General features: G+C 52.1%; 18 protein-coding genes. 1 reads left to right on the forward strand and 17 read right to left on the reverse strand.

What is annotated here, in order from left to right:
- Position 1: 1 nt before the first annotated feature.
- From wcaJ to wza, 16 genes are all read right to left on the reverse strand, one after another.
- The gene (gene wcaJ, locus FC814_RS06235; RefSeq protein ID WP_137325665.1) at positions 2-1,396 is read right to left on the reverse strand and encodes an undecaprenyl-phosphate glucose phosphotransferase; all 1,395 of its coding nucleotides are present in this window, start codon (positions 1,394-1,396) and stop codon (positions 2-4) included.
- A 127-nt stretch (positions 1,397-1,523) separates the two neighbouring features.
- Positions 1,524-2,861, reverse strand: coding sequence for a colanic acid biosynthesis phosphomannomutase CpsG (gene cpsG, locus FC814_RS06240; RefSeq protein WP_137325666.1), 1,338 nt, complete (start codon positions 2,859-2,861; stop codon positions 1,524-1,526).
- Between the two features lie 155 nt (positions 2,862-3,016).
- Positions 3,017-4,453: a mannose-1-phosphate guanyltransferase gene (gene cpsB, locus FC814_RS06245; RefSeq protein WP_000079280.1), complete on the reverse strand. Its 1,437-nt coding sequence runs from the start codon at positions 4,451-4,453 to the stop codon at positions 3,017-3,019.
- Between the two features lie 2 nt (positions 4,454-4,455).
- Positions 4,456-5,679, reverse strand: coding sequence for a colanic acid biosynthesis fucosyltransferase WcaI (wcaI, locus tag FC814_RS06250; RefSeq protein WP_137325667.1), 1,224 nt, complete (start codon positions 5,677-5,679; stop codon positions 4,456-4,458).
- Positions 5,676-6,155: a GDP-mannose mannosyl hydrolase gene (gene gmm / locus FC814_RS06255; RefSeq protein WP_137325679.1), complete on the reverse strand. Its 480-nt coding sequence runs from the start codon at positions 6,153-6,155 to the stop codon at positions 5,676-5,678. The genes wcaI and gmm overlap by 4 nt, the downstream gene beginning before the upstream one ends.
- A gap of 2 nt (positions 6,156-6,157) precedes the next feature.
- The gene (gene fcl, locus FC814_RS06260) at positions 6,158-7,123 is read right to left on the reverse strand and encodes a GDP-L-fucose synthase (RefSeq protein WP_000043606.1); all 966 of its coding nucleotides are present in this window, start codon (positions 7,121-7,123) and stop codon (positions 6,158-6,160) included.
- A 2-nt stretch (positions 7,124-7,125) separates the two neighbouring features.
- Complete coding sequence (gmd, locus tag FC814_RS06265; protein WP_000048207.1) at positions 7,126-8,247, reverse strand: GDP-mannose 4,6-dehydratase; 1,122 nt, start codon at positions 8,245-8,247, stop codon at positions 7,126-7,128.
- A 26-nt stretch (positions 8,248-8,273) separates the two neighbouring features.
- Positions 8,274-8,822: a colanic acid biosynthesis acetyltransferase WcaF gene (gene wcaF / locus FC814_RS06270; RefSeq protein ID WP_137325668.1), complete on the reverse strand. Its 549-nt coding sequence runs from the start codon at positions 8,820-8,822 to the stop codon at positions 8,274-8,276.
- A gap of 15 nt (positions 8,823-8,837) precedes the next feature.
- On the reverse strand, positions 8,838-9,584 hold the full coding sequence (wcaE, locus tag FC814_RS06275) for a colanic acid biosynthesis glycosyltransferase WcaE (protein ID WP_137325669.1): 747 nt from the start codon (positions 9,582-9,584) through the stop codon (positions 8,838-8,840).
- A 10-nt stretch (positions 9,585-9,594) separates the two neighbouring features.
- The gene (gene wcaD / locus FC814_RS06280; protein WP_000107803.1) at positions 9,595-10,812 is read right to left on the reverse strand and encodes a colanic acid polymerase WcaD; all 1,218 of its coding nucleotides are present in this window, start codon (positions 10,810-10,812) and stop codon (positions 9,595-9,597) included.
- On the reverse strand, positions 10,787-12,004 hold the full coding sequence (gene wcaC, locus FC814_RS06285) for a colanic acid biosynthesis glycosyltransferase WcaC (protein ID WP_137325670.1): 1,218 nt from the start codon (positions 12,002-12,004) through the stop codon (positions 10,787-10,789). The genes wcaD and wcaC overlap by 26 nt, the downstream gene beginning before the upstream one ends.
- The gene (gene wcaB / locus FC814_RS06290; protein ID WP_000888740.1) at positions 12,001-12,489 is read right to left on the reverse strand and encodes a colanic acid biosynthesis acetyltransferase WcaB; all 489 of its coding nucleotides are present in this window, start codon (positions 12,487-12,489) and stop codon (positions 12,001-12,003) included. Before wcaB ends, wcaC begins: the two co-directional genes overlap by 4 nt.
- A gap of 2 nt (positions 12,490-12,491) precedes the next feature.
- Positions 12,492-13,331: a colanic acid biosynthesis glycosyltransferase WcaA gene (gene wcaA, locus FC814_RS06295; RefSeq protein ID WP_000654494.1), complete on the reverse strand. Its 840-nt coding sequence runs from the start codon at positions 13,329-13,331 to the stop codon at positions 12,492-12,494.
- 92 nt (positions 13,332-13,423) lie between these two features.
- Positions 13,424-15,586, reverse strand: a complete 2,163-nt coding sequence (gene wzc / locus FC814_RS06300) for a tyrosine-protein kinase Wzc (protein WP_137325671.1) — start codon at positions 15,584-15,586, stop codon at positions 13,424-13,426.
- 2 nt (positions 15,587-15,588) lie between these two features.
- Complete coding sequence (gene wzb, locus FC814_RS06305; RefSeq protein ID WP_105280182.1) at positions 15,589-16,032, reverse strand: low molecular weight protein-tyrosine-phosphatase Wzb; 444 nt, start codon at positions 16,030-16,032, stop codon at positions 15,589-15,591.
- Positions 16,033-16,037: 5 nt separating this feature from the next.
- On the reverse strand, positions 16,038-17,177 hold the full coding sequence (wza, locus tag FC814_RS06310) for a polysaccharide export protein Wza (protein WP_000978081.1): 1,140 nt from the start codon (positions 17,175-17,177) through the stop codon (positions 16,038-16,040).
- Between the two features lie 650 nt (positions 17,178-17,827).
- Here wza and FC814_RS06315 point away from each other — a divergent pair.
- On the forward strand, positions 17,828-19,411 hold the full coding sequence (locus FC814_RS06315; protein ID WP_137325680.1) for a TerC family protein: 1,584 nt from the start codon (positions 17,828-17,830) through the stop codon (positions 19,409-19,411).
- Positions 19,412-19,478: 67 nt separating this feature from the next.
- On the opposite strand, the gene asmA is transcribed toward FC814_RS06315, so the two are convergent.
- Positions 19,479-21,332, reverse strand: coding sequence for an outer membrane assembly protein AsmA (gene asmA / locus FC814_RS06320; protein WP_001252250.1), 1,854 nt, complete (start codon positions 21,330-21,332; stop codon positions 19,479-19,481).
- Positions 21,333-21,342: the final 10 nt, after the last annotated feature.

Raw genomic sequence — 21,342 nt, forward strand, 5'->3', positions numbered from 1 at the left:
ATCAATATGCCGCTTTGTTAACGAAGCCTTTGAATACCGTCAGGAAAACGATTTTGATATCGAACCAGACGCTCCATTCGCGGATGTACTCAAGGTCGAACTCGACGCGTTTTTCCATTTTCTCCAGCGTGTCGGTTTCGCCGCGCCAGCCGTTGATCTGCGCCCAACCGGTAATGCCCGGTTTCACTTTATGGCGCAGCATGTAGCCTTCAATAAGCTGGCGATACTGCTCGTTATGCGCCACTGCGTGCGGACGTGGACCGACAATCGACATCCCCCCAGTCAGCACATTGATAAACTGCGGCAGTTCATCCAGCGAGGTGCGGCGCAGAAAGTTCCCCACTTTGGTGACGCGCGGATCGTTCTGCGTCGCCTGAGTCACGACTTTGTCGTTCTCCATCACTTTCATGGAGCGAAACTTCCACACTTTGATCGGCTTGCCGTCCATGCCGTAGCGAGTCTGGCGGAAGATAATCGGCCCCGGTGAACTGAGTTTCACCGCCAGCGCAATGCAGCACAGCACCGGGGAGATCAGCAGCAAGATCAGCGTCGCCAGCACAATGTCTTCCGCACGTTTTAGCAGGCGGTTAACCCCGGAAAGCGGCGTGTCATACAGCGGCACCACCGGTACGCCGTTCATCTCTTCGATACGGGAATGGAGAATGTTGAAGGTAAAAACATCGGGGATCAGCAGCACCGAACAGGTGGTGTCCGCCAGTTGATGAACCAGTTTTTTCACTCGCGCGCCGTCGCACATCTGCATCGCGATATAGACGTTATGAATCTTGCCCGCTTTCGCATCCTCGACCAGCTGTTGCAGGTTACCCGCCCAGTCGTTAGAAACGCCGCCCGGTTTCGGGTCGTGGTAAACGCCCACCACTTCAAACCCTAACCACGGCTGATTACGGAAACTATCCATCAGCATTTGTCCGGCAGCTAAATCCCCCGCCACCGCGACCATCCGCTTGTTATAGCCATGATTACGCAACCAGCCCGCACCAATACGAATGCACGAACGGCAAACCACCAGTCCGATGCTGGTCAGCGTATACCACGCTAGCCAGATTTTCAGTTGCGTGTCGAAATCATTGTTGAACGCCACCAGTCCGGCGCTGAAAATCACGCTTAACGTCCAGTTTTGTAGCAACAGGGCAAATTCTGTCGCTGCCCGAACACCGCGCCATGAGCGATAAAAATCGGTGATGCCGCCCAGCATCTGGAATACCACCAGCGTAATCAGCGCCACCAACAGGTGCATGTAGAAGAATGACAGTCCGCTGACTTCGCAAACCAGCCATAACCCGGCAAACATGATGGTGATATCTGAAAAGCGTTGCACCATAGAGATTAACGATGCATTGGTTTTCGCTCGCTCGCGCTTTTTTAGATTTGTCATCGTTGTTCCTGTTCTATTGTCGCCTCACCCCGGCCCTCTCCCCAAAGGGGCGAGGGGAGAAGAAAGTTCCGTGCTCTCTTCTCTCCGCAGGCAGTAGAGCGTCAGGGGGAGGGGGAAAGTAATGACATTACTCGTTCAGCAACGTCAGCAGAGTTCGCGTTCGCGCTTCCATCAACGGCACATCACCGCGCGATTCCACATTCAACCGCACCACCGGTTCGGTGTTGGAGGAGCGCAGGTTGAAGCGCCAGTCGGCAAAGGTCATGCTGATGCCATCGGTGCGATCCACCGCCAGCGCCTCACGGATAAAATGCTGTTCCACACGGTCAATAGCCTCAACGGGTTGCGCCAGTTTGCTGTTGATTTCACCGCTTGCCGGGAATGCCGCCATCCGGTCGCGCACCAGTTCGGCGACCAGCAGCCACGGGATCATGCCGCTGTCACAGTAAGCGAAATCACGGAAGTAATGGTGCGCGCTCATTTCGCCACCGTAGATGGCGTCTTCCTTGCGCATACGTTCTTTAATAAAGGCGTGTCCGGTTTTCGACATCACCGGTGTGCCGCCTGCGGCAGTCACCACATCAACGGTGTTCCAGGAGAGACGTGGATCGTGGATGATCTTCGCGCCGGGATTTTTTTCGAGGAACGCTTCTGCCAGCATGCCGACAATGTAGTAGCCCTCAATAAACTGCCCTTTTTCGTCAAACAGGAAACAGCGGTCAAAATCGCCATCAAAGGCAATGCCCATATCCGCGCCGTGTTTGATGACCGCATTGCGGGTGTCGTCGCGGCATTCCGGCAGCAAAGGATTAGGAATACCGTTGGGGAAATTGCCGTCCGGCGTGTTGTGCACTTTGATCAATTCCACCGGTGCGCCGAGGGCTTTAAAGCGGGCTTCGATAGCGTCCACCACCGGACCCGCTGCGCCGTTCCCGGAGTTGATTACCAGCTTGAGCGGCGTGAGGTTTTTGACGTTGATATAACCGAACAGGTGATCAACGTAAGCGTCACGCAGATTGATTTGCTGATAGCGACCGCGTTTTGTTTCATCAACGGGAGGAAAGTCGTTGGCTTCTGCCAGACGCTGGACGTCGCGCAGTCCGGTATCACCGCTGATAGGGCGAGCCCCTTCGCGCACCAGTTTCATGCCGTTGTAATCCATCGGGTTATGGCTGGCGGTAACTTCAATGCCGCCAGCCACGCCGAGATGGAACGTGGCGAAATAGATCTCTTCAGTGCCGGACATGCCGATATCCAGCACATCGACGCCCGCATCCTGTAAACCTTTTGCCAGCGCCAGTTTTAAGGTTTCGCTGGTGAGGCGGACATCACCGCCTAATACAATGGTTTTCGGTTTAAGAAATTCGCCATAGGCACGACCAATGCGCCAGGCGATATCTTCATTCAGTTCTTCACCTAATTTTCCGCGAATATCATAGGCTTTAAAGCAGGTTAATTTTTTCATGTCGTTACCCTTTTTCAGGCAATAGTTGACCCTGACCGAAGCGGCCAATTTTGTTTTTGTCGTTATTTACATCGCGGTTCGGCATTCATTGCCTGATGCGACGCTGCCGCGTCTTATCAGGCCTACAAATCCGAACCGTAGGTCGGATAAGGCGTTTACACCCGTCCGTAGCGATCCGCGAAGCGCACCACATCATCCTCTTCGAGATAAGAGCCGGAGCGCACTTCAATTAAATCGAGCGGAATTTTCCCCGGGTTTTCCAGGCAGTGCGTCGCCCCCAGGGGAATATAAATGGACTCGTTTTCACCTAGCAGTTTGATATCACCGTCAATGGTGACTTTTGCCGTTCCCGCGACCACCACCCAGTGTTCCGCGCGGTGATGGTGCATCTGTACCGACAAGCCCTCACCGGGTTTCACGGTGATGCGTTTTACCTGGTAGCGGTCGCCTGCGTCGATAGAGTCATATTTGCCCCACGGGCGATACACTTCGCGATGTACCCGATGCTCATGGCGGCCATCGGCTTTGATCTGCTCGACCACTTTTTTCACATCCTGCACCGCGTTACGGTCGGCAATCAGCACCGCATCTTTGGTCTGCACTACCACCAGATCTTTCACCCCGACGGTGGTGACCAGGCCAGATTCGGCATACACGTAGCTGTTTTCAGTTTTGTGATTAATCACATCGCCGTGGCAAACGTTGCCCTCGGCGGTGTGGGCGCTGATCTCCCATAATGAAGACCAGGAGCCGACATCGCTCCAGCCCGCATCCATCGGCACCACAACGGCGTCTGCCGTGCGTTCCATGACCGCGTAATCCACCGACTCTTCCGGGCAGGCGAGAAACGCTTCTTCATCCACCCGTATAAAATCGAGATCCGGATCGATGGCGCTCATCGCTTTTTCACAGGCATCGAGAATATCCGGGCGATATTTTTTCAGTTCTTCGAGATAACGTCCGGCGCGGAACAGGAACATGCCGCTGTTCCAGTAATATTCGCCGCTTGCCACATAGGCCTGCGCGGTTTCCAGATTCGGTTTTTCGACAAACTGCGCCACTTCAAAGGCCACAGTATCCTGCTCACCCGCCGATACTTCACCGCGACGAATATAGCCATATCCGGTTTCAGGTAGATCCGGCACAATGCCGAAAGTCACCAGTTTGCCTGCTTCAGCATACGGCATGGCGTTACGCACGGCGGCGCGGAACGCGTCTTCATCGGCAATCACATGATCCGCCGCCAATACCAGCATTAACGGGTCGCTCTCCGGGCTATGACGTTTTGCCGCCAGCGCCGCTAGCGCAATGGCCGGTGCAGTGTTACGCCCTGCCGGTTCGAGAATAATGTTCTCGGTAAGTTTGTTCAGTTGACGCAGCTGCTCCGCAACAATAAAGCGGTGCTGCTCATTGCAAATCACCACCGGGCTTTCGCACTCCACGCCGTTCAGGCGGCAGATGGTGGTTTGCAGCATGGTGAGATCGCCTTTCAGGCATAAAAACTGCTTGGGATAAAGTACGCGGGAAAGCGGCCATAAGCGGCTACCGGAGCCACCTGCCATCACGACTGGATAGAGTTTCGACTGCGCCATAATTATCCCCGAATATCATTTATAAATTGACGTAACACGTTCTCTTTATCGAGCGTGCGTTCGGCATATTCACGTGCCACCGTGTTGTGTTTGGGCAGCAGGAGCGCCTGACAAATCCCCGTCACCAGCGCCTCGACCGATTCCGGTTCTACGCAAACCGCAATTCCCGGAAAGGTTTCGCAAAGCTGCCCCAGTTCTGTATGGGCTTCTGCGGTAATCACCGCGTTACCGCCTACCGCCAGAATATTGGTCAGTTTCGACGGCAATACGGCATCTGCCGCGCCGCGTTTTTGCACTACCAGATGGCAATCGCCCATCTTCAGCAGTGCGGGTAAAGCGTCATACGATTGCAGCGGGAAAAACTGCAAATTGGTCAGTCCACGCTGCTGCGCCATTTTTTCCAGCCGCGCTTTGCCGCCGCCCTGCCCGACAATGGCAAAAATCAGCGGTTCATCGCGCAGGCGATCGGCGGCTTCAATAACGTTTTCCAGCCCCTGCTTTTCACCAATATTGCCGGAATAAAGAATGATTTTTTTGTTATCCGGCAGGCCAAGCTGGTTACGAAGGGCGTCAACATCAGCCTCTGCGACATGTTGAAAACGGGCGATTTCCGACCAGTTGGGGAAGAAGATGACCTTTTCCGCCGCCACGCCTTTTTCGACAGCTTTATTCATCATTGAGCGCGAAATGGTGGAGACGTTATCGACGTTATGCAGTCCGCTACGTTCGAACGCCGTTGCCAGCTGTGCCACTTTGCCGCCTTTGCCTTTTCCGGCAAGACCCAGTCCCAGCATGGCATCCACTTCGTAATCCTGAATATGCAGCACGGTACGCGCGCCAGAGAGTTTCGCCAGCAGGCGCATTCCCGGTGTGCAAAACAGCGTTGGCACCACGCCGATAATGCGATCCGGCTTCCAGCGACGTTGCGCCATCAACGGGAAAAAACTGCTGGCGGCAAAACTGCCGAGATGCAACAAGCGTTTCAGGGTGCTCGGCTGTTTTGGCACATACAGCGGGCAGCGCCACACCGTAGCCACGCCCTCTTCTCGTTTGTAACGCCAGGCAGAATAGTTCTCCCCCACCTGCCACTGCGGGTAGTAAGGCGGCGCGGTAATGACCCGCACCTCATGACCTTGCGCCGCCAGCCATTCGACCATCTCACCGGTATATTTGCCGATACCTGTTAACTCCGGCGAGTAGTTAATGCCGTAGACCAGTATTTTCATAATCCGGGTACTCCGGTACGCTTCTCAGCGAGAAAATAGGCGCGGCTGTTAGCGTGAACATTGTCACTGGCGAGCAACGCGTCCGGCGTCAACCAGAGGTAATCGTCATGCTGCTCATCCGGCAGTAACAGCTCTTCTTCCGCTACCCTGAAGCGAAAACCGAGCACCACATAGTGAGTGGTGAAATCCGTGCCAGAGAAGTTATCGTCATAAAAGTGCTGCCAGACGCCGTAAAACTGGCCTGCTGTTATCGGCAGACGCAGCCCCAGTTCCGCCATCGTCAGCCGCTCAAATGCGGCTTCCAGCGTTTCGTCTTTCTGCACGCGCCCTCCCGGCACAAACCAGTAACCCTGCGCCGGGCGGTTGGTTCTTTTGCCAAGCAGAAACTCGCCGCGACTGTTCTCGACAATAAAGTCGAGAGAGACAAGCGGTGTGGAGCGCACTACCGTGGCAAAGTCTTCCTGACGTAAAAACATCATTACCCCCGAAAGCGGTCTTGATTCTCAAGGAACCACTGGTAAGTGCTGGCAAGCCCCGCTTCCAGTGAGATTTCGTGATACCAGCCAAGCTGATGCAGGCGCGTCACATCCAGCAGTTTGCGCGGCGTACCGTCCGGTTTGCTGGCATCAAAAACCACCCGACCTTTGTAACCCACCACTTTGGCGATGGTTTGCGCCAGTTCGCGAATGGTGCAGTCAACGCCGGTGCCGACGTTAATGTGCGACAGCATCGGCTGGGTATTTTCCAGCCAGACTTCGTGCGCCAGCTCCATCACGTGAATGCTTGCTGCCGCCATATCATCGACATGCAGAAATTCACGCATCGGTGTACCGCTGCCCCACACCACCACGTCCGGCGCATTCTGTGCCGTCGCCTCGTGGAAGCGGCGCAGCAATGCCGGGATCACGTGCGAGTTACTCGGATGGAAGTTGTCGTGCGGCCCGTACAGGTTAGTCGGCATAACCGAGCGGTAATCGCGTCCATACTGGCGGTTGTAAGATTCGCACAGTTTGATCCCGGCAATTTTGGCAATGGCATAAGGCTCGTTGGTCGGCTCCAGCGTACCCTGCAATAACTCGCTTTCTGCCATCGGCTGTTTTGCCAGTTTCGGGTAGATACAGGACGATCCGAGAAACAGCAGTTTGTTCACGTCGTTCTGATGCGCGGCGTGAATGATGTTGCTCTCAATCATCATGTTCTGGTAGATGAAATCCGCCGGATAGGTGTTGTTGGCGACAATGCCGCCCACTTTCGCTGCCGCCAGATAGACCTGGTCAATGCGCTCGCTGGCAAAGAAATCATGCACCGCACGGCTATCCAGAAGGTTCAGCTCGTCGCGGGTGCGTAATACCAGTTCCACATCACCGCGCTGTTCGAGCTGCCGCCTGATGGCGGAACCGACCATCCCGCGATGGCCAGCGATAAAAATGCGTTGTTTACTCATGCTTATGACTCCAGCGCAATCGCCACGTCGTAGCCGTGAGATTTCAGCAGAGAGTGTTTTTTCGCCGCTTCGAGGTCATTAGCCACCATTTCAGACACCATCTCTCTGAGGGTGATTTCTGGTTTCCAGCCCAGTTTTTCGTGCGCTTTGGTCGGGTCGCCGAGCAGCGTCTCTACTTCAGCAGGACGGAAGTAACGCGGGTCAACGGCGATAATCACATCGCCCGGTTTAACGCCCGGCGCGTCATGCCCGGTGACGGAAACCACAATGCCCTTCTCTTCAACGCCCGTACCTTCAAAGCGCAGTTTGATACCCAGTTGTGCCGCCGCCATTTCCACGAACTGACGCACGGAGTACTGAACGCCGGTAGCAATTACGAAATCTTCCGGTTGTTCCTGTTGCAGCATCATCCACTGCATTTTTACGTAGTCTTTGGCATGGCCCCAGTCACGCAGGGAATCCATATTGCCGAGGTACAGGCACGACTCCAGCCCCTGGGCGATGTTGGCGATTGCGCGGGTGATTTTGCGGGTGACGAAGGTTTCGCCACGGCGCGGAGATTCATGGTTAAACAGAATGCCGTTGCAGGCGTACATGCCGTAGGATTCACGGTAGTTAACGGTGATCCAGTAGGCGTACAGTTTGGCGACCGCATACGGAGATCGCGGGTAGAACGGCGTGGTCTCTTTCTGCGGGATTTCCTGCACCAGACCGTAAAGTTCAGAAGTGGAGGCTTGATAGAAACGGGTTTTCTTTTCCAGACCGAGAAAACGGATCGCCTCCAGCAGACGCAGCGTGCCCATCGCATCAACGTCTGCGGTGTATTCAGGGGATTCAAAAGAAACCGCAACGTGGCTCATCGCACCCAGGTTGTATACTTCGTCCGGCTGTACTTCACGCAAAATGCGCGTCAGGTTGGAGGTATCACTCAGGTCGCCATAATGCAGATGGAATTTCGGGTTGCAGGTGTGTGGATCCTGATAAATATGATCCACGCGCTCGGTGTTGAATGACGATGCACGACGCTTAATGCCATGCACTTCGTAACCTTTCTCCAGCAGCAATTCTGCCAGGTAAGAACCATCCTGTCCGGTTACACCGGTGATGAGAGCGACTTTTGACATGTCTTATTCCTCTGTATTTTTTGAATTTATTCAGTTTCAACGCGTTCGCGTATCACCACTGCGGGATTCCCCCGGCAAATGGCATTTGCCGGAAGCGATTTAAAAACACTGCTTCGCGCACCCACGACGGTGCCATCGCCGATCGTGACGCCAGGGGCAACAAAGACATCGGTTGCCAGCCAGCATTTCTCACCAATCACAATGGGCGTGGCGTTAATGGTGAAATGACTACTTGCATGGTCGTGGCTACCGGTGCATAAATAACTTTTTTGCGATATCACCGAATTTGCGCCAATGGTTATTTCACCGAGGGTATATAAATTGACCTCATCGCCGACCCACGCGTAATCACCTAAGGTTAATTTCCACGGATAGGTAATTTTTACTGACGGACGAATAACTACGTTTTTTCCTATTTTTGCGCCGAATAAACGTAATAAAAAAGCCCGCCAGCGATAGAATATTTGCGGCGACCAGGTAAATAATGTTGCCTGTACCGCCCACCATAATTGCACTTTAATAGCATTGCTGCCCCGGAACCCTTTCGGCACCGAGAAACCGCTTAAATCTTGCATTGGTATTCCTTATATTCAAAGTTTGTTATATAAGGCTTTAGTCTTACCCGTCGTGCGCTGGCGTAAATGCCAGGATAATTCTACCCAGAAGCCAGGCACATGTAATATCTGCCGTTGGACTTTTTTCGCGTCGGCACACAATTCCATATTATTAGTGGTAGATACCCCACCCATAGAAAATTCAGACACCAGACCATTGAGTTTTTTAAATGCATAACCGGCTTTATACATTTTGGCTGCCAGGGCGTAATCGGAAGAAACTTTATATTCCAGGTCATAACGCCATTTTTTCAAACCGGATACCGGGAAAAATATCGCCTGATGACTGGCGGGCAGGCTGTGATAAATATACCAGCCCGGTTTGGCGCTACGTTTAATTTTATGCCCGTCGCCAAAATCCAGCAGCGCATCGCCGGTGATCATCACGTTATCTTTTTGCATTTTTAACTTACGGACAAAAATTGCGGCATCCTGATGAAAAATATCGCCCGAGTTGAGAAACAACGCGAACTTGCCTTGTGCCATCGCAATGCCCTTGTTCATGGCGTCGTAGATACCGTTATCTGGCTCGCTGACAAAGCGTAGGTTATAGATACCATTGAGGTTTTCCAGATACTCACGGGTGCCGTCGTTGGAACCGCCATCGACAACAATCCATTCGAAGCTGATATCGTCAGCCTGCGCCAGATGCGCCAGCGAGGCATGTGTTTTGACTATCCCTTCGAGGTTACGAAACGCGACAGTGATTATGCTAAGCAACATGTTCTTATTCTTACCTCGTAATATTTAACGCTTTTCGCAAAATAAACGGACAGACGATTAAAAAAGCATATTCCGGGCTAAATATCGAACCGGTAAAAAACAGCGATACCGGCGTAAAAAGATAAAGCTGCACGCGAAAATTACGATTATCGCCAAAAGCGTTGAGCATCATTTTTATCACTTTCCCCATGTACCACAGAGATAAAAACACCGCGAACCAGGAAAAATAAATAATCAGCAGATACAAACCATTGTCTATGGTTTTTCCGACATCCGCACCGTTAAATATTCCGAATGATGCGACATATTCATAAAGTGAGCCAAATCTGACTACACCGTCAATATGGGTCAAAGAATAACCGACCATCACCAGCGGGCCGACAATACGATAATACGATGACGACCCTTCTGTGCCTAAATCTCCCAGACGGGTGGAAATATAAGGAAACGCGATTACCACACCAATCAGGAATACAGCCAGAGAAATCAATGCTAACGGTAACTTTTTCTTAATCGCTTCTTTATTCAGATACTGAAATGCCCACTCCAGCAAATAAAACAGGATAAAGGTCATAACACCTGAAAACGATCCGGATAATATTATTCCTGCGAGAATCATAGCATCAGTTTTAGGCGTTTTGATACCAAACTGTTTGATACTGAGCCAAATTGAGATTAACGCCAGAGCGAAAAATGCCGGTTCGAAATAAAGTGCCGTAGTTCGCTTACCGCCGAATTTAATGAAATTCAGTACATAGCTGTTGCTGTAAATCAGATATTTCGAAATCGACTCCATAATACTGCTGCCGCCGGTGAGAATAATTTGCGCCATCTCCACCGCCGCCAGCGCCACCACCAGCCCAACCACCAGATAAAAGAAACGTAATATCTTGCGATGGTTGTGTGGCGAGATCGTTTTAAAGCGAATGCTCCACACCATGCCAATAATGATCACGATATAGACAAACAGCATGGTTGAAGTGACGTATTTACTGGCATCCAAAGACTGACCAAACAAATAGTTAAACGCCGTGAGCCCCGCGCCGATTCCTAAGGCAATCATCAATTTTTTAACGCTGATGCGCTCTAAAAACAGCAGCAGCAAGACAGGTAAAAAAGTGACGATGGTGATGGGAAAACTTTCGCCAAGTTGGGCAATTTTGACGTTAACCAGCAGGTAAATCAGCGGCAGCAACAGGTAGCTACAGATTCTGATAGACGTTGACATACTCCTCCAGCATCTGTTGTCCACTGTAGGCGGCGCGGCTACGTTGGCTGAACTCAGCCAACGTAGTACCAAATATCGCCTGCGCGATTTCCGGTTTGCTTAACTGCACCAGTTGCAGCACGTCTTCTTCGCTGACGGTTGTACCGCCGGATTTTTGCAGTACTTCCCGCGCTGCGTCGCTATGGGTAGCAATCACCGGCACACCAATCGATAGCGCCTCACACAAAATCAGCGGGTAGTTATCGACACCAGAACTGAAGACCAGCGCGTCCATTTGATTGAGCGCGCTCATCAGCTTACGTTTGTCGGTTTCAAAGCCGTGATTGACCACATTACCAGCGGTGAACGGCGAGAACTTACCGAAGGTATGCAGTTCGATTTTGTCTCCCAGCGCCATCATCTCGCGCACCAGTTGCTGGTTAGTTTTGCCGTCGTAACGCAGGTCATGCGCCACCACCGCGATTTTCGGCTTGCCCTGGGTTTCGCGCACCGGAGGCAAATCCGCCAGAATCGCTTCGGTTGCCATATCAATACCGTTATTGATAATCCGGCAACGCCCTGGCCCGTACAGGCTATTGAAAGCGTCAGCCACATGCTGGCTGGGGGAAATAAACTGACAGCCCAGCGCCAGCATCTCGCGGAACAACTGGCGTTTACCCGCCACCAACTGGTGCGCGCGATCAATCTTCACCGGAGGATAGTTATTTAAGGTCGGGCATTTCTGGCAGCCCGTTTTCCAGCCTTCGCAACCGTCGGTAAAGGCGCAGCGCCCGGTAACGCTCCAGTGATCATGCAGCGTCCAGACCAGAGTGATGTCTGGTTTGTGGTTTTTCACTTTTTCGCAAAAGCGCACCACGCTCTTAAGATTCAACCAATAGCTGTGCAGCACATGAAAATGCAGAACCAGCGGACCCGGTGTGCGAGTAATGGTGCGATATAACTCATTGAAATTACCGAACAGATCGCGATTAAACAGACGAAACAACGCAATGTTCGCCATCGCGGTCATCCGCGGCGTATGTTTGATGACCTGCGGGTAGTTCTGATGGCTGACGCTCTCTTTGCCGCCTTTGCCGTAGCCGTAGACAAAATGTGACGCCAGCCCCTGTTGCAGCGCGCGCTGGTGGAGATCTAACGCCACACCTGCCGCCCCGCCTTCCGCCAGTCGCACATTAAATTGCAGAATATTCATTTAATTACCTTCACTCGCGCTTTTTCTCCCACCACCAGCGCGTTGTCCGGGACAGAGTCGAGCACCACGCTGCCCGCGCCCACGGTGACGTTGTTACCAAGCGTGATATCACCAAGAATAATGACGTTGGCACCGAGTTCGACACCGTTACCAATGTGTGGACATGCCATGTTATCGGCACCCCGATTGCCGATAGTGACGCCGTGGCGAATGGTGAAATCATCCCCCGCGACCACGTTTTTATTGATCACTACGGCGTAACCGTGATGGATAGTAAAGCGTCGGCCAATGGTCGCGGCGGCCTGGATTTCATAACCGAAAAAGCATTCGGTGATAATGCGATACAGCACCAGCAGCGGGGCCGCCCACAGATTGTTGAGGACGTTCTTTTTGCGCCACACCGAACAAAAATGAGCAACGCGATAGGCAAGAACCATGCAGCACGGGCGTAAACTCCAGCTGTTGGCGCGCAGATCTTCCAGCATCCTTAACGCCCCCGTATTCCATCAGCCAGACGTTTGCCGTTACGCACCGACAGTAGCGTCAACAAAGTCCGCCAGGTCATGCGTTTATTGCGGATCTGGTAGAGGGTAAACAATTGATATTTTTTGCTGGCGCGGTCAAATTTGTCTTTGTGCTTGCGGTAAAAGTGGAAGTATCCGGAGAATTTTTTCGGTGACGAGGTGATCTGCATTTCACCGTGATTGATATGCAGGATCTGCGTCGCCTCTTCCACTTTCCACGGTTCGCCGTACTCCACCACCATCCGCAGGAAGATGTCGTAATCCTGTGCTGCTTTCAGTTCGGTATCGAACAAACACTCTTTGAAACGCCACGCCCAGGTAAAGACCTGATTGCCAATGATATTGCGTTTGTAGAACAGGCGACGTGAATAGGGTGATTTGGGATACAGCGGCAGGCTTGCCGGTTGGGAATAAACTTCGCCCTGGCAAACGTAGTCGTTGGCATACAAGAACGCATGAGTGACCAGTTGCTGTTTATGGGCGAGGAAGACGCTCAGGCGGTTGGGTGTCCATTCATCATCATCATCGATCCCGGTGATATATTCCCCTTGCGCCAGCATAATTGCCTGGTTACGTACCGCGCACGCCCCGCTGTTAATATCGTTGTGAATGTAGGTGATACGCGGATCGTTGAGGGCGCTGACGTACTGTTGCAGCTGTTCCCAGGAGGTGGAGCAATCATCCACGATGATCATCTCCCAGTTACTGTAGTCCTGGCGCAGGACCGATTTTATCGCCCGAATCGCCAGTTGTTGGCGGTTCCAGGTCGGCATATAGATTGAGATCAGCGGATTGTCTTTCATAGGTTGTTCTCCCGACTTATGAGCTGGTTTGCTTGCCGGATGCGGCGTGAGCGCCTTATCCGGCCTACGGGGCGGTGCGAATACAGGTGTCGTTATTTCGCATCCGACTTATATTCGTATTCGTAATAGCCATAATCCTGATACGCGCTGGCGCGGCGGAAGATGGAGTTCAGAATCACCCCTTTCACCGGAATACCGTTTTGCTCAAAGCGGCTCAGGCTGGTTTCCACTTCTTTTAAGGTGTTGACTGCATAACGCGCTACCATCAACGTGGTTCCGGCGTGACGACCAACAATCGCTGCATCGGTTACCGCCAGAATCGGCGGCGTATCAATCAACACCAGGTCGTAGTTTTTACTCGCCCAGTTCACCAGTTCGGCAAAGCGTTCGCTCATCAATAGTTCAGAAGGATTTGGCGGCACCTGACCGCGCGGGATCAGGTCAAATTTGGGAATCGAAGTGGGTTTAGCAGCGGTAGTAATATCGCCCTGACCAATCAGAATTTCCGACAGGCCATTGACGTTATTGGTGCCCAACAGCTCGTGGGTATAGCCTTTGCGCATATCGCAGTCGATCAACAACACCCGTTTATTGGTCTGACTGATCACCGCCGCCAGGTTGGCACAGACAAAGGTTTTACCAATTGACGGGCTAACCCCGGTCATCATCAACACATTGTTCTGCGCCTGCATCATCGCAAAGTGCAAACTGGTACGCAGACTGCGGATGGCTTCAATCGCCAGGTCGGTTGGATTCCCCACCGCCAGTAGCTGGCTCTGTTTATAGCGTTTAACCCCTTTGATGGTTTTGACGCTATCGCGCGCTTTCTGCCATTCCGACAGCGGGATGCTGGCATAGACGCTAATACCGTGTTCTTCCAGCACTTGTGGACTTTCGATGCCGCGATTAAACAGCGAGCGCAGCAGCACACCAACAATGGAGAGCATCAGGCCAAGAATAATCGCACCGAGAATAATCAACCCTTTCTTCGGTTTCAGCACACCAGGCTGGGTGATTGCCGGGTCAACAATGCGCACATCGCCAACGGTGCTGGCTTCGGTGATTTTCAGCTCCTGCTCTTTATTCAGCAGTTGCATATAGACCTGCTGACCAGACTCGACATCACGCGTCAGGCGTACAATCTCCTGCTGAGTTTTCGGCATCGCCGTTACGCGACCGTTAAGTTTGGCTTTTTCGTCTTCCAGCGCCTGACGTTTCTCCAGCAAAGTACGGTACGCCGGGTGAACTTTGGTGAACAGCTTAGAAATTTCCGCCTCTTTAAAGGTCAGTTCGTTCAGCTGCGCGTCGATGTTCACCATCGAATCGAGCACCGCTTTCGCTTCCAGCGGCAGATCCACAGAATCTTTATCCTGACGGAAGGCATTCAGTTTGTTTTCGGCGACATCAAGGCGGCTGCGCACTTCCGGCAATTGTTGCGCGAGGAAAGCGAGGCTTTTCGACGCTTCCGCCGATTTGCGCTCAATATTTTGTTCCTGATAGTTACGGGCGATGCTGTTAAGAATATCGCGGATCTGTTCGCGATCTTCACCGGTATAAGTCAGGCTCAAAACGCCAGCGTCTTTGCCGTTCTCCGTTACCGTCAGACTGTTTTGCAGTTGATTGATCATCCCCAGCGTGGAGTATTTGGTGACGGTAAACTCACTCCCCGGGCTGGCGTGAATGGCTTCAACCATCAGCGTGACGCCTTCTTTTTTCAGCATCTGGCCCGCTTGCCCACGGGCGCTAAAGCCGCCATCACTGCTCAAAGTGTAGTTTTTGTTGTCCAGCACATTAAGCGTAAACACCTGATCCGCCATCTCTTTCGGGCGGTTAAAGGTGGTCACTTTCACCGTCTCGTTCTGGCGTCCCATCAGGCGCTCCCAGCCCGCGCCGAAAATCGGGAAGGTGTTTTTGCTCACCGCGATATCGAGGTCAAGATCGTCTACCGTTTTACCGAGTACCAGACGCGAACGAATCAACTGGATCTCAGCGTCCGAGGCTGGCGGTTTGTTGGCTAACGCCGAACCAATGTCCTGCACCAGCGAATTGCCGCCGCTTTGTTCGATTTGTACCAGCGCGTCGGCGCTATAAATCGGCGTGGCGAAGAAGGTGTAAATCACAGCACAGAGGGCGAACACGGCGGTGATGCCAATCACCCACCAGCGCGCTTCAATGACGGTGCCGACCAGGCGACCGATATCGATTTCATCACTGCCCGTTACCGGAGCGGCATGTTGTTTTACTTTTTCTGTCATTCTTATACCTGCTCTGCGTTCAATGCCTGCGCCCACTGGCGGGCAGACCGTTCAAGTAATGTGTACACCGCTGCAAACGTTTCCCGACTTTTGCGATACGGATCGGGGATTTCACATTCGTTATCCCAGTGACCAAACAGCATCACTTTGCCGCGCATCTCCGGCGCCATCTCGCATAAGCGTTCGATATGACGCTTTTCCATGGTCAAAATCAGGTCGTAGTTGCGACACAGGCGGCGGCTGATTTGCCGCGCACAGTGACCTTCCAGAGACAGTTGATGCTCGGCGGCGACGCTGATGGCGGTAGGATCAGCGCCCTTACCGACCAGCGCGCCGAGTCCGGCGGATGCCACATTCAGCTCCGGGTGATAACGTTGCAGTAAGCGTTCCGCCGTCGGGGAACGGCAAATATTGCCGACACAGACAACTAAGATGTTGTTAAACATGACGATTACCAGTTATGAATGTCGCTGGCTGTATCCGTCATGTAACGGACACCGCTAATAGTTGGCAGCAACTGATTGATCAGACGGTTCCAGCGGGAAACCGGGGCTGTGGTGACATACACCACGTCATAAGGTTGCAGGCGGAATTCCGTCGCCATCACCAGCGACGTGGCATCGGACATATCCAGCTGGTAGATATTGGCAATCTTGCCGTTACGCCCGCCCTCGCCTTTCAGCGGACGAATGACAAAGATGCCGCTGGCGTTGGAGGTGGTCATGTCGATACCTTCGGCATTGCCTAACGCTTCAGTCAGGGTCATGCCGCTAAAGTCCATTTTCAGGGTGCTCTGTTTCTTCACTTCACCCATCACAAACACTTTCAGATCATCATTACGCGGCACGTAGAGAATATCGCCGGGGTAAAGCAGTCGGTTCTGATTGAGGTCGCCGTTTTGCATCAGCGCCTGCAAAGAAATGCGTTCTTCACGACCATTGTGTGTCAGCACCACATTGCGCCAGTCGGCTGTGTCGGTCAGGCCACCTGCGGCATTAATGGCGTCGAGAATGGTCAGTGGTACGTTGGTGATGGCCTGCTGACCGGATTTATTCACCTGACCTGAGATATAGGCTTTTTGTGAGCGGAAGGCGGCGATATTAACGTCCACCTGCGGGTCAGCGATGTACGTCGCTAAGCGGCTGGTAATATCACTACGGATTTCAGCGAGCGTTTTCCCCACCACGTGAACCTTGCCGATATACGGGTAGAACATGGTGCCGTCAGGCTGTACCCAGTTGCCAGTGTCGCTGGAGCTGCGGTACTGACCGGCTGGCGTAGTGAGTTCCGGGTGATCCCAGACGGTGACATTAAGAACGTCGCCCGGCCCGACGCGATACTGGTAATTAGCAATCTCGCTTTCCAGCGTCATATTGGGGCGCGCCACGTTCGGGCGTGGGCGTAATTGATCAATCAGGCGCGGGGTCAGCGGATAAACATTCACCATTTTGTCGAGGTCGAAATCAGCGTCCTGCTGTTTGATGACGTCTTTACCCAGCGTAGACATATTACTGCCCGGAAGTACTGTGCAACCGCTTATCAAGGTTACTGACACCAATAATGGCATCAATTTCATTTTGGATTTCATCATTGTTTATTTATCACTTTGGCAGAGTAATTATCCTGTGCATTATTTATCGACATACACATTTACCTTGCAGCTAATTGAATAAGAATTTAACTGGCATCAGTCCTAAAAAAATTGATTTCATCCGCAGGCTATTGACAGAATAATTCAGACTGGTCTTTCAGGCATCCAGACACGCTACCGCCCCTGGCTTTTTAGCTACCAATACACTGATTTAGTTTGGTTTTTAAAACCCTCTCAGCATACAGTCGTTTATGAGAAAGGGTTATTCAAGAAATTAACTTCCGAATATAAGGTAGCATTATGGTAATTGAATATTGGCTCTCCAATAATGCAGGAGGAAGTGTTACAGCTAACGGAATAGCAGGCAAGGTAACAATTCGACAATGGGCTATTTTTAAGAATTATAGTAAGTGTAATTTGTGGTGTTTTTTAGGAGTTTCTTTAGGTTGACAATATTTAATATAGCATCTCTATATGCGATATTTCTTAAATAATATTTTATTATTACCCCTTTTAATTCAGGGATAATGCAATGTTATAGTTCTCAAATAAAGTCAGATAAATAGTGCTGCAACATTGCATTTTTGCCCTGAATTATCCATGATCGAATTGTGACATTTGTCATACAACGAATAGGTTTTGTACTTACTATGGAATGGATTGCCGATCCGTCTATCTGGGCCGGGTTAATCACGCTGATTGTGCTCGAACTGGTCCTCGGCATTGATAACCTGGTCTTTATTGCCATCCTCGCCGAAAAACTACCGCCGAAGCAGCGCGACCGCGCACGGGTTACCGGGCTGCTGCTGGCAATGTTAATGCGCCTGTTACTGCTGGCGTCAATCTCCTGGCTGGTCACCCTGACTCAACCACTGTTCAGCTTCCGCTCATTTACCTTTAGCGCCCGCGACTTAATCATGCTGTTTGGTGGTTTCTTCCTGTTGTTCAAAGCCACGATGGAGCTGAACGAGCGACTGGAAGGGAAAGACAGCAATAACCCCACGCAACGCAAAGGTGCGAAGTTCTGGGGTGTGGTGACGCAAATTGTGGTGCTGGACGCCATCTTCTCACTCGACTCAGTGATTACCGCCGTCGGGATGGTCGACCATTTGCTGGTCATGATGGCTGCCGTCGTTATCGCTATCAGCCTGATGCTGATGGCAAGTAAACCGTTAACGCAATTTGTTAACAGTCACCCGACGATCGTTATTCTCTGCTTAAGTTTCCTGTTGATGATTGGCTTTAGCCTGGTGGCGGAAGGTTTCGGCTTCGTCATTCCGAAAGGCTATCTGTACGCTGCGATTGGTTTCTCGGTGATGATCGAGGCGCTCAATCAGTTAGCCATCTTTAACCGGCGACGTTTTCTTTCCGCTAACCAGACCCTGCGCCAGCGCACCACCGAAGCGGTAATGCGCCTGTTAAGCGGGCAAAAAGAAGATGCGGAACTGGACGCCGAAACCGCATCAATGCTGGTGGATCATGATAATCAGCAAATCTTTAATCCGCAGGAGCGGCGGATGATCGAGCGGGTGCTTAATCTTAACCAGCGTACCGTCAGCAGCATCATGACCTCGCGCCACGATATCGAGCATATCGATCTCAACGCGCCGGAAGACGAGATCCGCCAGTTGCTGGAGCGAAATCAACATACGCGTCTGGTCGTTACCGATGGCGATGACGCGGAAGATTTGCTTGGTGTTGTTCACGTTATCGATCTGCTACAACAGTCGCTGCGCGGCGAACCGCTCAATCTGCGGGTGTTGATTCGCCAGCCGCTGGTTTTCCCGGAAACCTTGCCGCTGTTACCTGCCCTGGAGCAGTTCCGCAACGCCCGCACGCACTTTGCATTTGTGGTGGATGAGTTTGGCTCGGTGGAAGGGATTGTGACATTAAGTGACGTCACTGAAACTATTGCCGGTAACTTGCCGAACGAAGTGGAAGAGATCGACGCCCGCCATGATATTCAGAAAAACACCGACGGTTCCTGGACGGCGAATGGTCATATGCCACTGGAAGATCTGGTGCAATATGTGCCGCTGCCGCTGGATGAAAAACGTGAATATCACACCATCGCCGGGCTGCTGATGGAATATTTACAGCGTATTCCAAAACCTGGCGAAGAAGTTCAGGTGGGGGATTATTTGCTTAAAACGTTGCAGGTGGAAAGCCATCGCGTGCAGAAGGTGCAGATTATTCCGCTGCATAAGGATGGCGAGTTGGAGTACGAGGTGTGATGGTATGTAGGCCTGATAAGACGCGTAAAGCGTCGCATCAGGCCTACAGCATATGTCATCTGGAAACTTACATCTTCTCCAGCAACTTCTTCACATCTTTGCCATTGCGGGAATCTTTATTGCGCTCAGCCCAGTCGTGCAGGCGACGTTTGGCTTCATCCTGTAAGTGTTTGCGCAGTAACTGATCCACTTGCAGGCTGTAATTGAGTTGCTGCCAGTTGCCGTAAACCCGCAGCGGTACTGGCGTTTCTTTGAGGAAATCAATCAGTTTGCTTTCTCCGTTCCAGCCGCCAATGACGCGAATGTCAAACTGGGTATCGCAGGTCTGCTCTGCCAGATTCAACGTGCCTTCCCCTGTCAGTGCCAACACCGGCGATTGACCTTGCATGTCGTTTAACGTCACGAGGCCATTATGTAGCGTGAGATCGGTCGTAAAGCGGTCGAGACGAGTCACATTATCGAAGTTTTCAGCGGCCTTCACATCACCGCCGTTACGTTCTACCGCTTGCTGAATCATCTGCTGGAAGTTCATCCCTTCCATGCGCGTGTCGGTCATTTCAACATGCGCTTGCCCTTGCCAGTTGTGGCGGAATGCGTCGGCATCAATATCAGCGCCAGAGAAGTCGCCAGCCAGAGACATTTTTCCGGTTAACGAAATCGGATAGTTAAATGCCTTCAGAATGGTGCCAATCTCAACGTTCTCCAGCCGTGGCTGGAAGCTTATACGTGGATTTGTTGATGTCGCGTCCAGCGTCCCCGGCAGCGATACCTGTCCACCGTTGAGTTTGCCTTGCAGTTGGGTGATTTCCAGCAAACCCGACTTATTGGTCATTTGCGTAGCAACATCAGTAAAATTCATCCCGCGCCAACGCACGTTACTGGCCTGCAACAAAATATCAGCCGCAAAACCTTTCAACCCTTGATAGGCCGGCTCATCAATACGCGAGGAAATGACCGGACGCGGCAGCATTGGCTGGTTCTGCCCCTGTTGCGTGGTTCCGTTTTCACTGTTAACGGCTTCATTAAGCGGTATGAGATTATCAAGATTCAGTTGCGAAAACTGCAATCTTAACAACCATTCGGGCTTTTCAGTCAGCGTGACCTGCGCTTGTCCACTAAGCGCGCTGTCATTCGCGGTCAAATTGATTTGATTAAATGAAAGGCGTTTATGTGGCTCTTGCCACTGAGCCTGGAAGCTCCCCTGCCCCTGAATACCTTGCTGTGGCAGATCTGCGCCTTGCAGCTGCCAGCTAATTTGCTCAATGGCTGCGGTTAAATCATGCGGATAATCAGAAGCATCCACCGTGCCCTTGAGAGATAACGTGAGATCGCGCTGATCGCGGTTAACCCGCCCGGAGAACTCAAACGAACCGCGATGCTGTGGATCTTGTTCCATTTGCAGACGGATGTTGCGAATCGTCACCTGCTCGTCATCTTCATGCTGGAACACCAGCAGACTGTCCGCCACTTTCAGACTGGAGATATCAAACGACCAGCCGCGATTTTCTGACAGTTCCGGCAACGTATTGTCGCGCGGCGCAACAGGGGCATCGTCACGACGAACCGCTTCCGACTGTGGCGTAAGTTGAATTACCGCGCCTTTCAGCATCACCTGCTTAACGCTCAGTTGATGACTCAATAACGGCAATAACGCCACATCAAGGCGCATATTATCGGCGCGCACCAGTGGCTGGCTCGCGCCCTGGGCGGTGAGGGACATTCGCCCGGAGAGGATACTAAGCTGCGGCCAGACGTGCCAACGCAGCGGCCCATCCAACTGCAATTGATAACCACTACGTGCAGCGACCTGCTTGACCATATAGTCGCGGAAATCATTCGGATTCACCAGCAACACTAACGCAGATAATCCGGCCACCAGCACGACCAGGATTATCATCAGGGTCGTCAGAAATCGTCTCATGGTATCCTCA

It is taken from the genome of Escherichia sp. MR (assembly GCF_005280595.1).
GTDB lineage: Bacteria > Pseudomonadota > Gammaproteobacteria > Enterobacterales > Enterobacteriaceae > Escherichia > Escherichia ruysiae.

Bases quoted from the DNA above. Each gene is read 5' to 3' on its own strand.
- wcaJ (WP_137325665.1), bottom strand. From the start codon at position 1,396: ATGACAAATCTAAAAAAGCGCGAGCGAGCGAAAACCAATGCATCGTTA.
- cpsG (WP_137325666.1), bottom strand. From the start codon at position 2,861: ATGAAAAAATTAACCTGCTTTAAAGCCTATGATATTCGCGGAAAATTA.
- cpsB (WP_000079280.1), bottom strand. From the start codon at position 4,453: ATGGCGCAGTCGAAACTCTATCCAGTCGTGATGGCAGGTGGCTCCGGT.
- wcaI (WP_137325667.1), bottom strand. From the start codon at position 5,679: ATGAAAATACTGGTCTACGGCATTAACTACTCGCCGGAGTTAACAGGT.
- gmm (WP_137325679.1), bottom strand. From the start codon at position 6,155: ATGTTTTTACGTCAGGAAGACTTTGCCACGGTAGTGCGCTCCACACCG.
- fcl (WP_000043606.1), bottom strand. From the start codon at position 7,123: ATGAGTAAACAACGCATTTTTATCGCTGGCCATCGCGGGATGGTCGGT.
- gmd (WP_000048207.1), bottom strand. From the start codon at position 8,247: ATGTCAAAAGTCGCTCTCATCACCGGTGTAACCGGACAGGATGGTTCT.
- wcaF (WP_137325668.1), bottom strand. From the start codon at position 8,822: ATGCAAGATTTAAGCGGTTTCTCGGTGCCGAAAGGGTTCCGGGGCAGC.
- wcaE (WP_137325669.1), bottom strand. From the start codon at position 9,584: ATGTTGCTTAGCATAATCACTGTCGCGTTTCGTAACCTCGAAGGGATA.
- wcaD (WP_000107803.1), bottom strand. From the start codon at position 10,812: ATGTCAACGTCTATCAGAATCTGTAGCTACCTGTTGCTGCCGCTGATT.
- wcaC (WP_137325670.1), bottom strand. From the start codon at position 12,004: ATGAATATTCTGCAATTTAATGTGCGACTGGCGGAAGGCGGGGCGGCA.
- wcaB (WP_000888740.1), bottom strand. From the start codon at position 12,489: ATGCTGGAAGATCTGCGCGCCAACAGCTGGAGTTTACGCCCGTGCTGC.
- wcaA (WP_000654494.1), bottom strand. From the start codon at position 13,331: ATGAAAGACAATCCGCTGATCTCAATCTATATGCCGACCTGGAACCGC.
- wzc (WP_137325671.1), bottom strand. From the start codon at position 15,586: ATGACAGAAAAAGTAAAACAACATGCCGCTCCGGTAACGGGCAGTGAT.
- wzb (WP_105280182.1), bottom strand. From the start codon at position 16,032: ATGTTTAACAACATCTTAGTTGTCTGTGTCGGCAATATTTGCCGTTCC.
- wza (WP_000978081.1), bottom strand. From the start codon at position 17,177: ATGATGAAATCCAAAATGAAATTGATGCCATTATTGGTGTCAGTAACC.
- FC814_RS06315 (WP_137325680.1), top strand. From the start codon at position 17,828: ATGGAATGGATTGCCGATCCGTCTATCTGGGCCGGGTTAATCACGCTG.
- asmA (WP_001252250.1), bottom strand. From the start codon at position 21,332: ATGAGACGATTTCTGACGACCCTGATGATAATCCTGGTCGTGCTGGTG.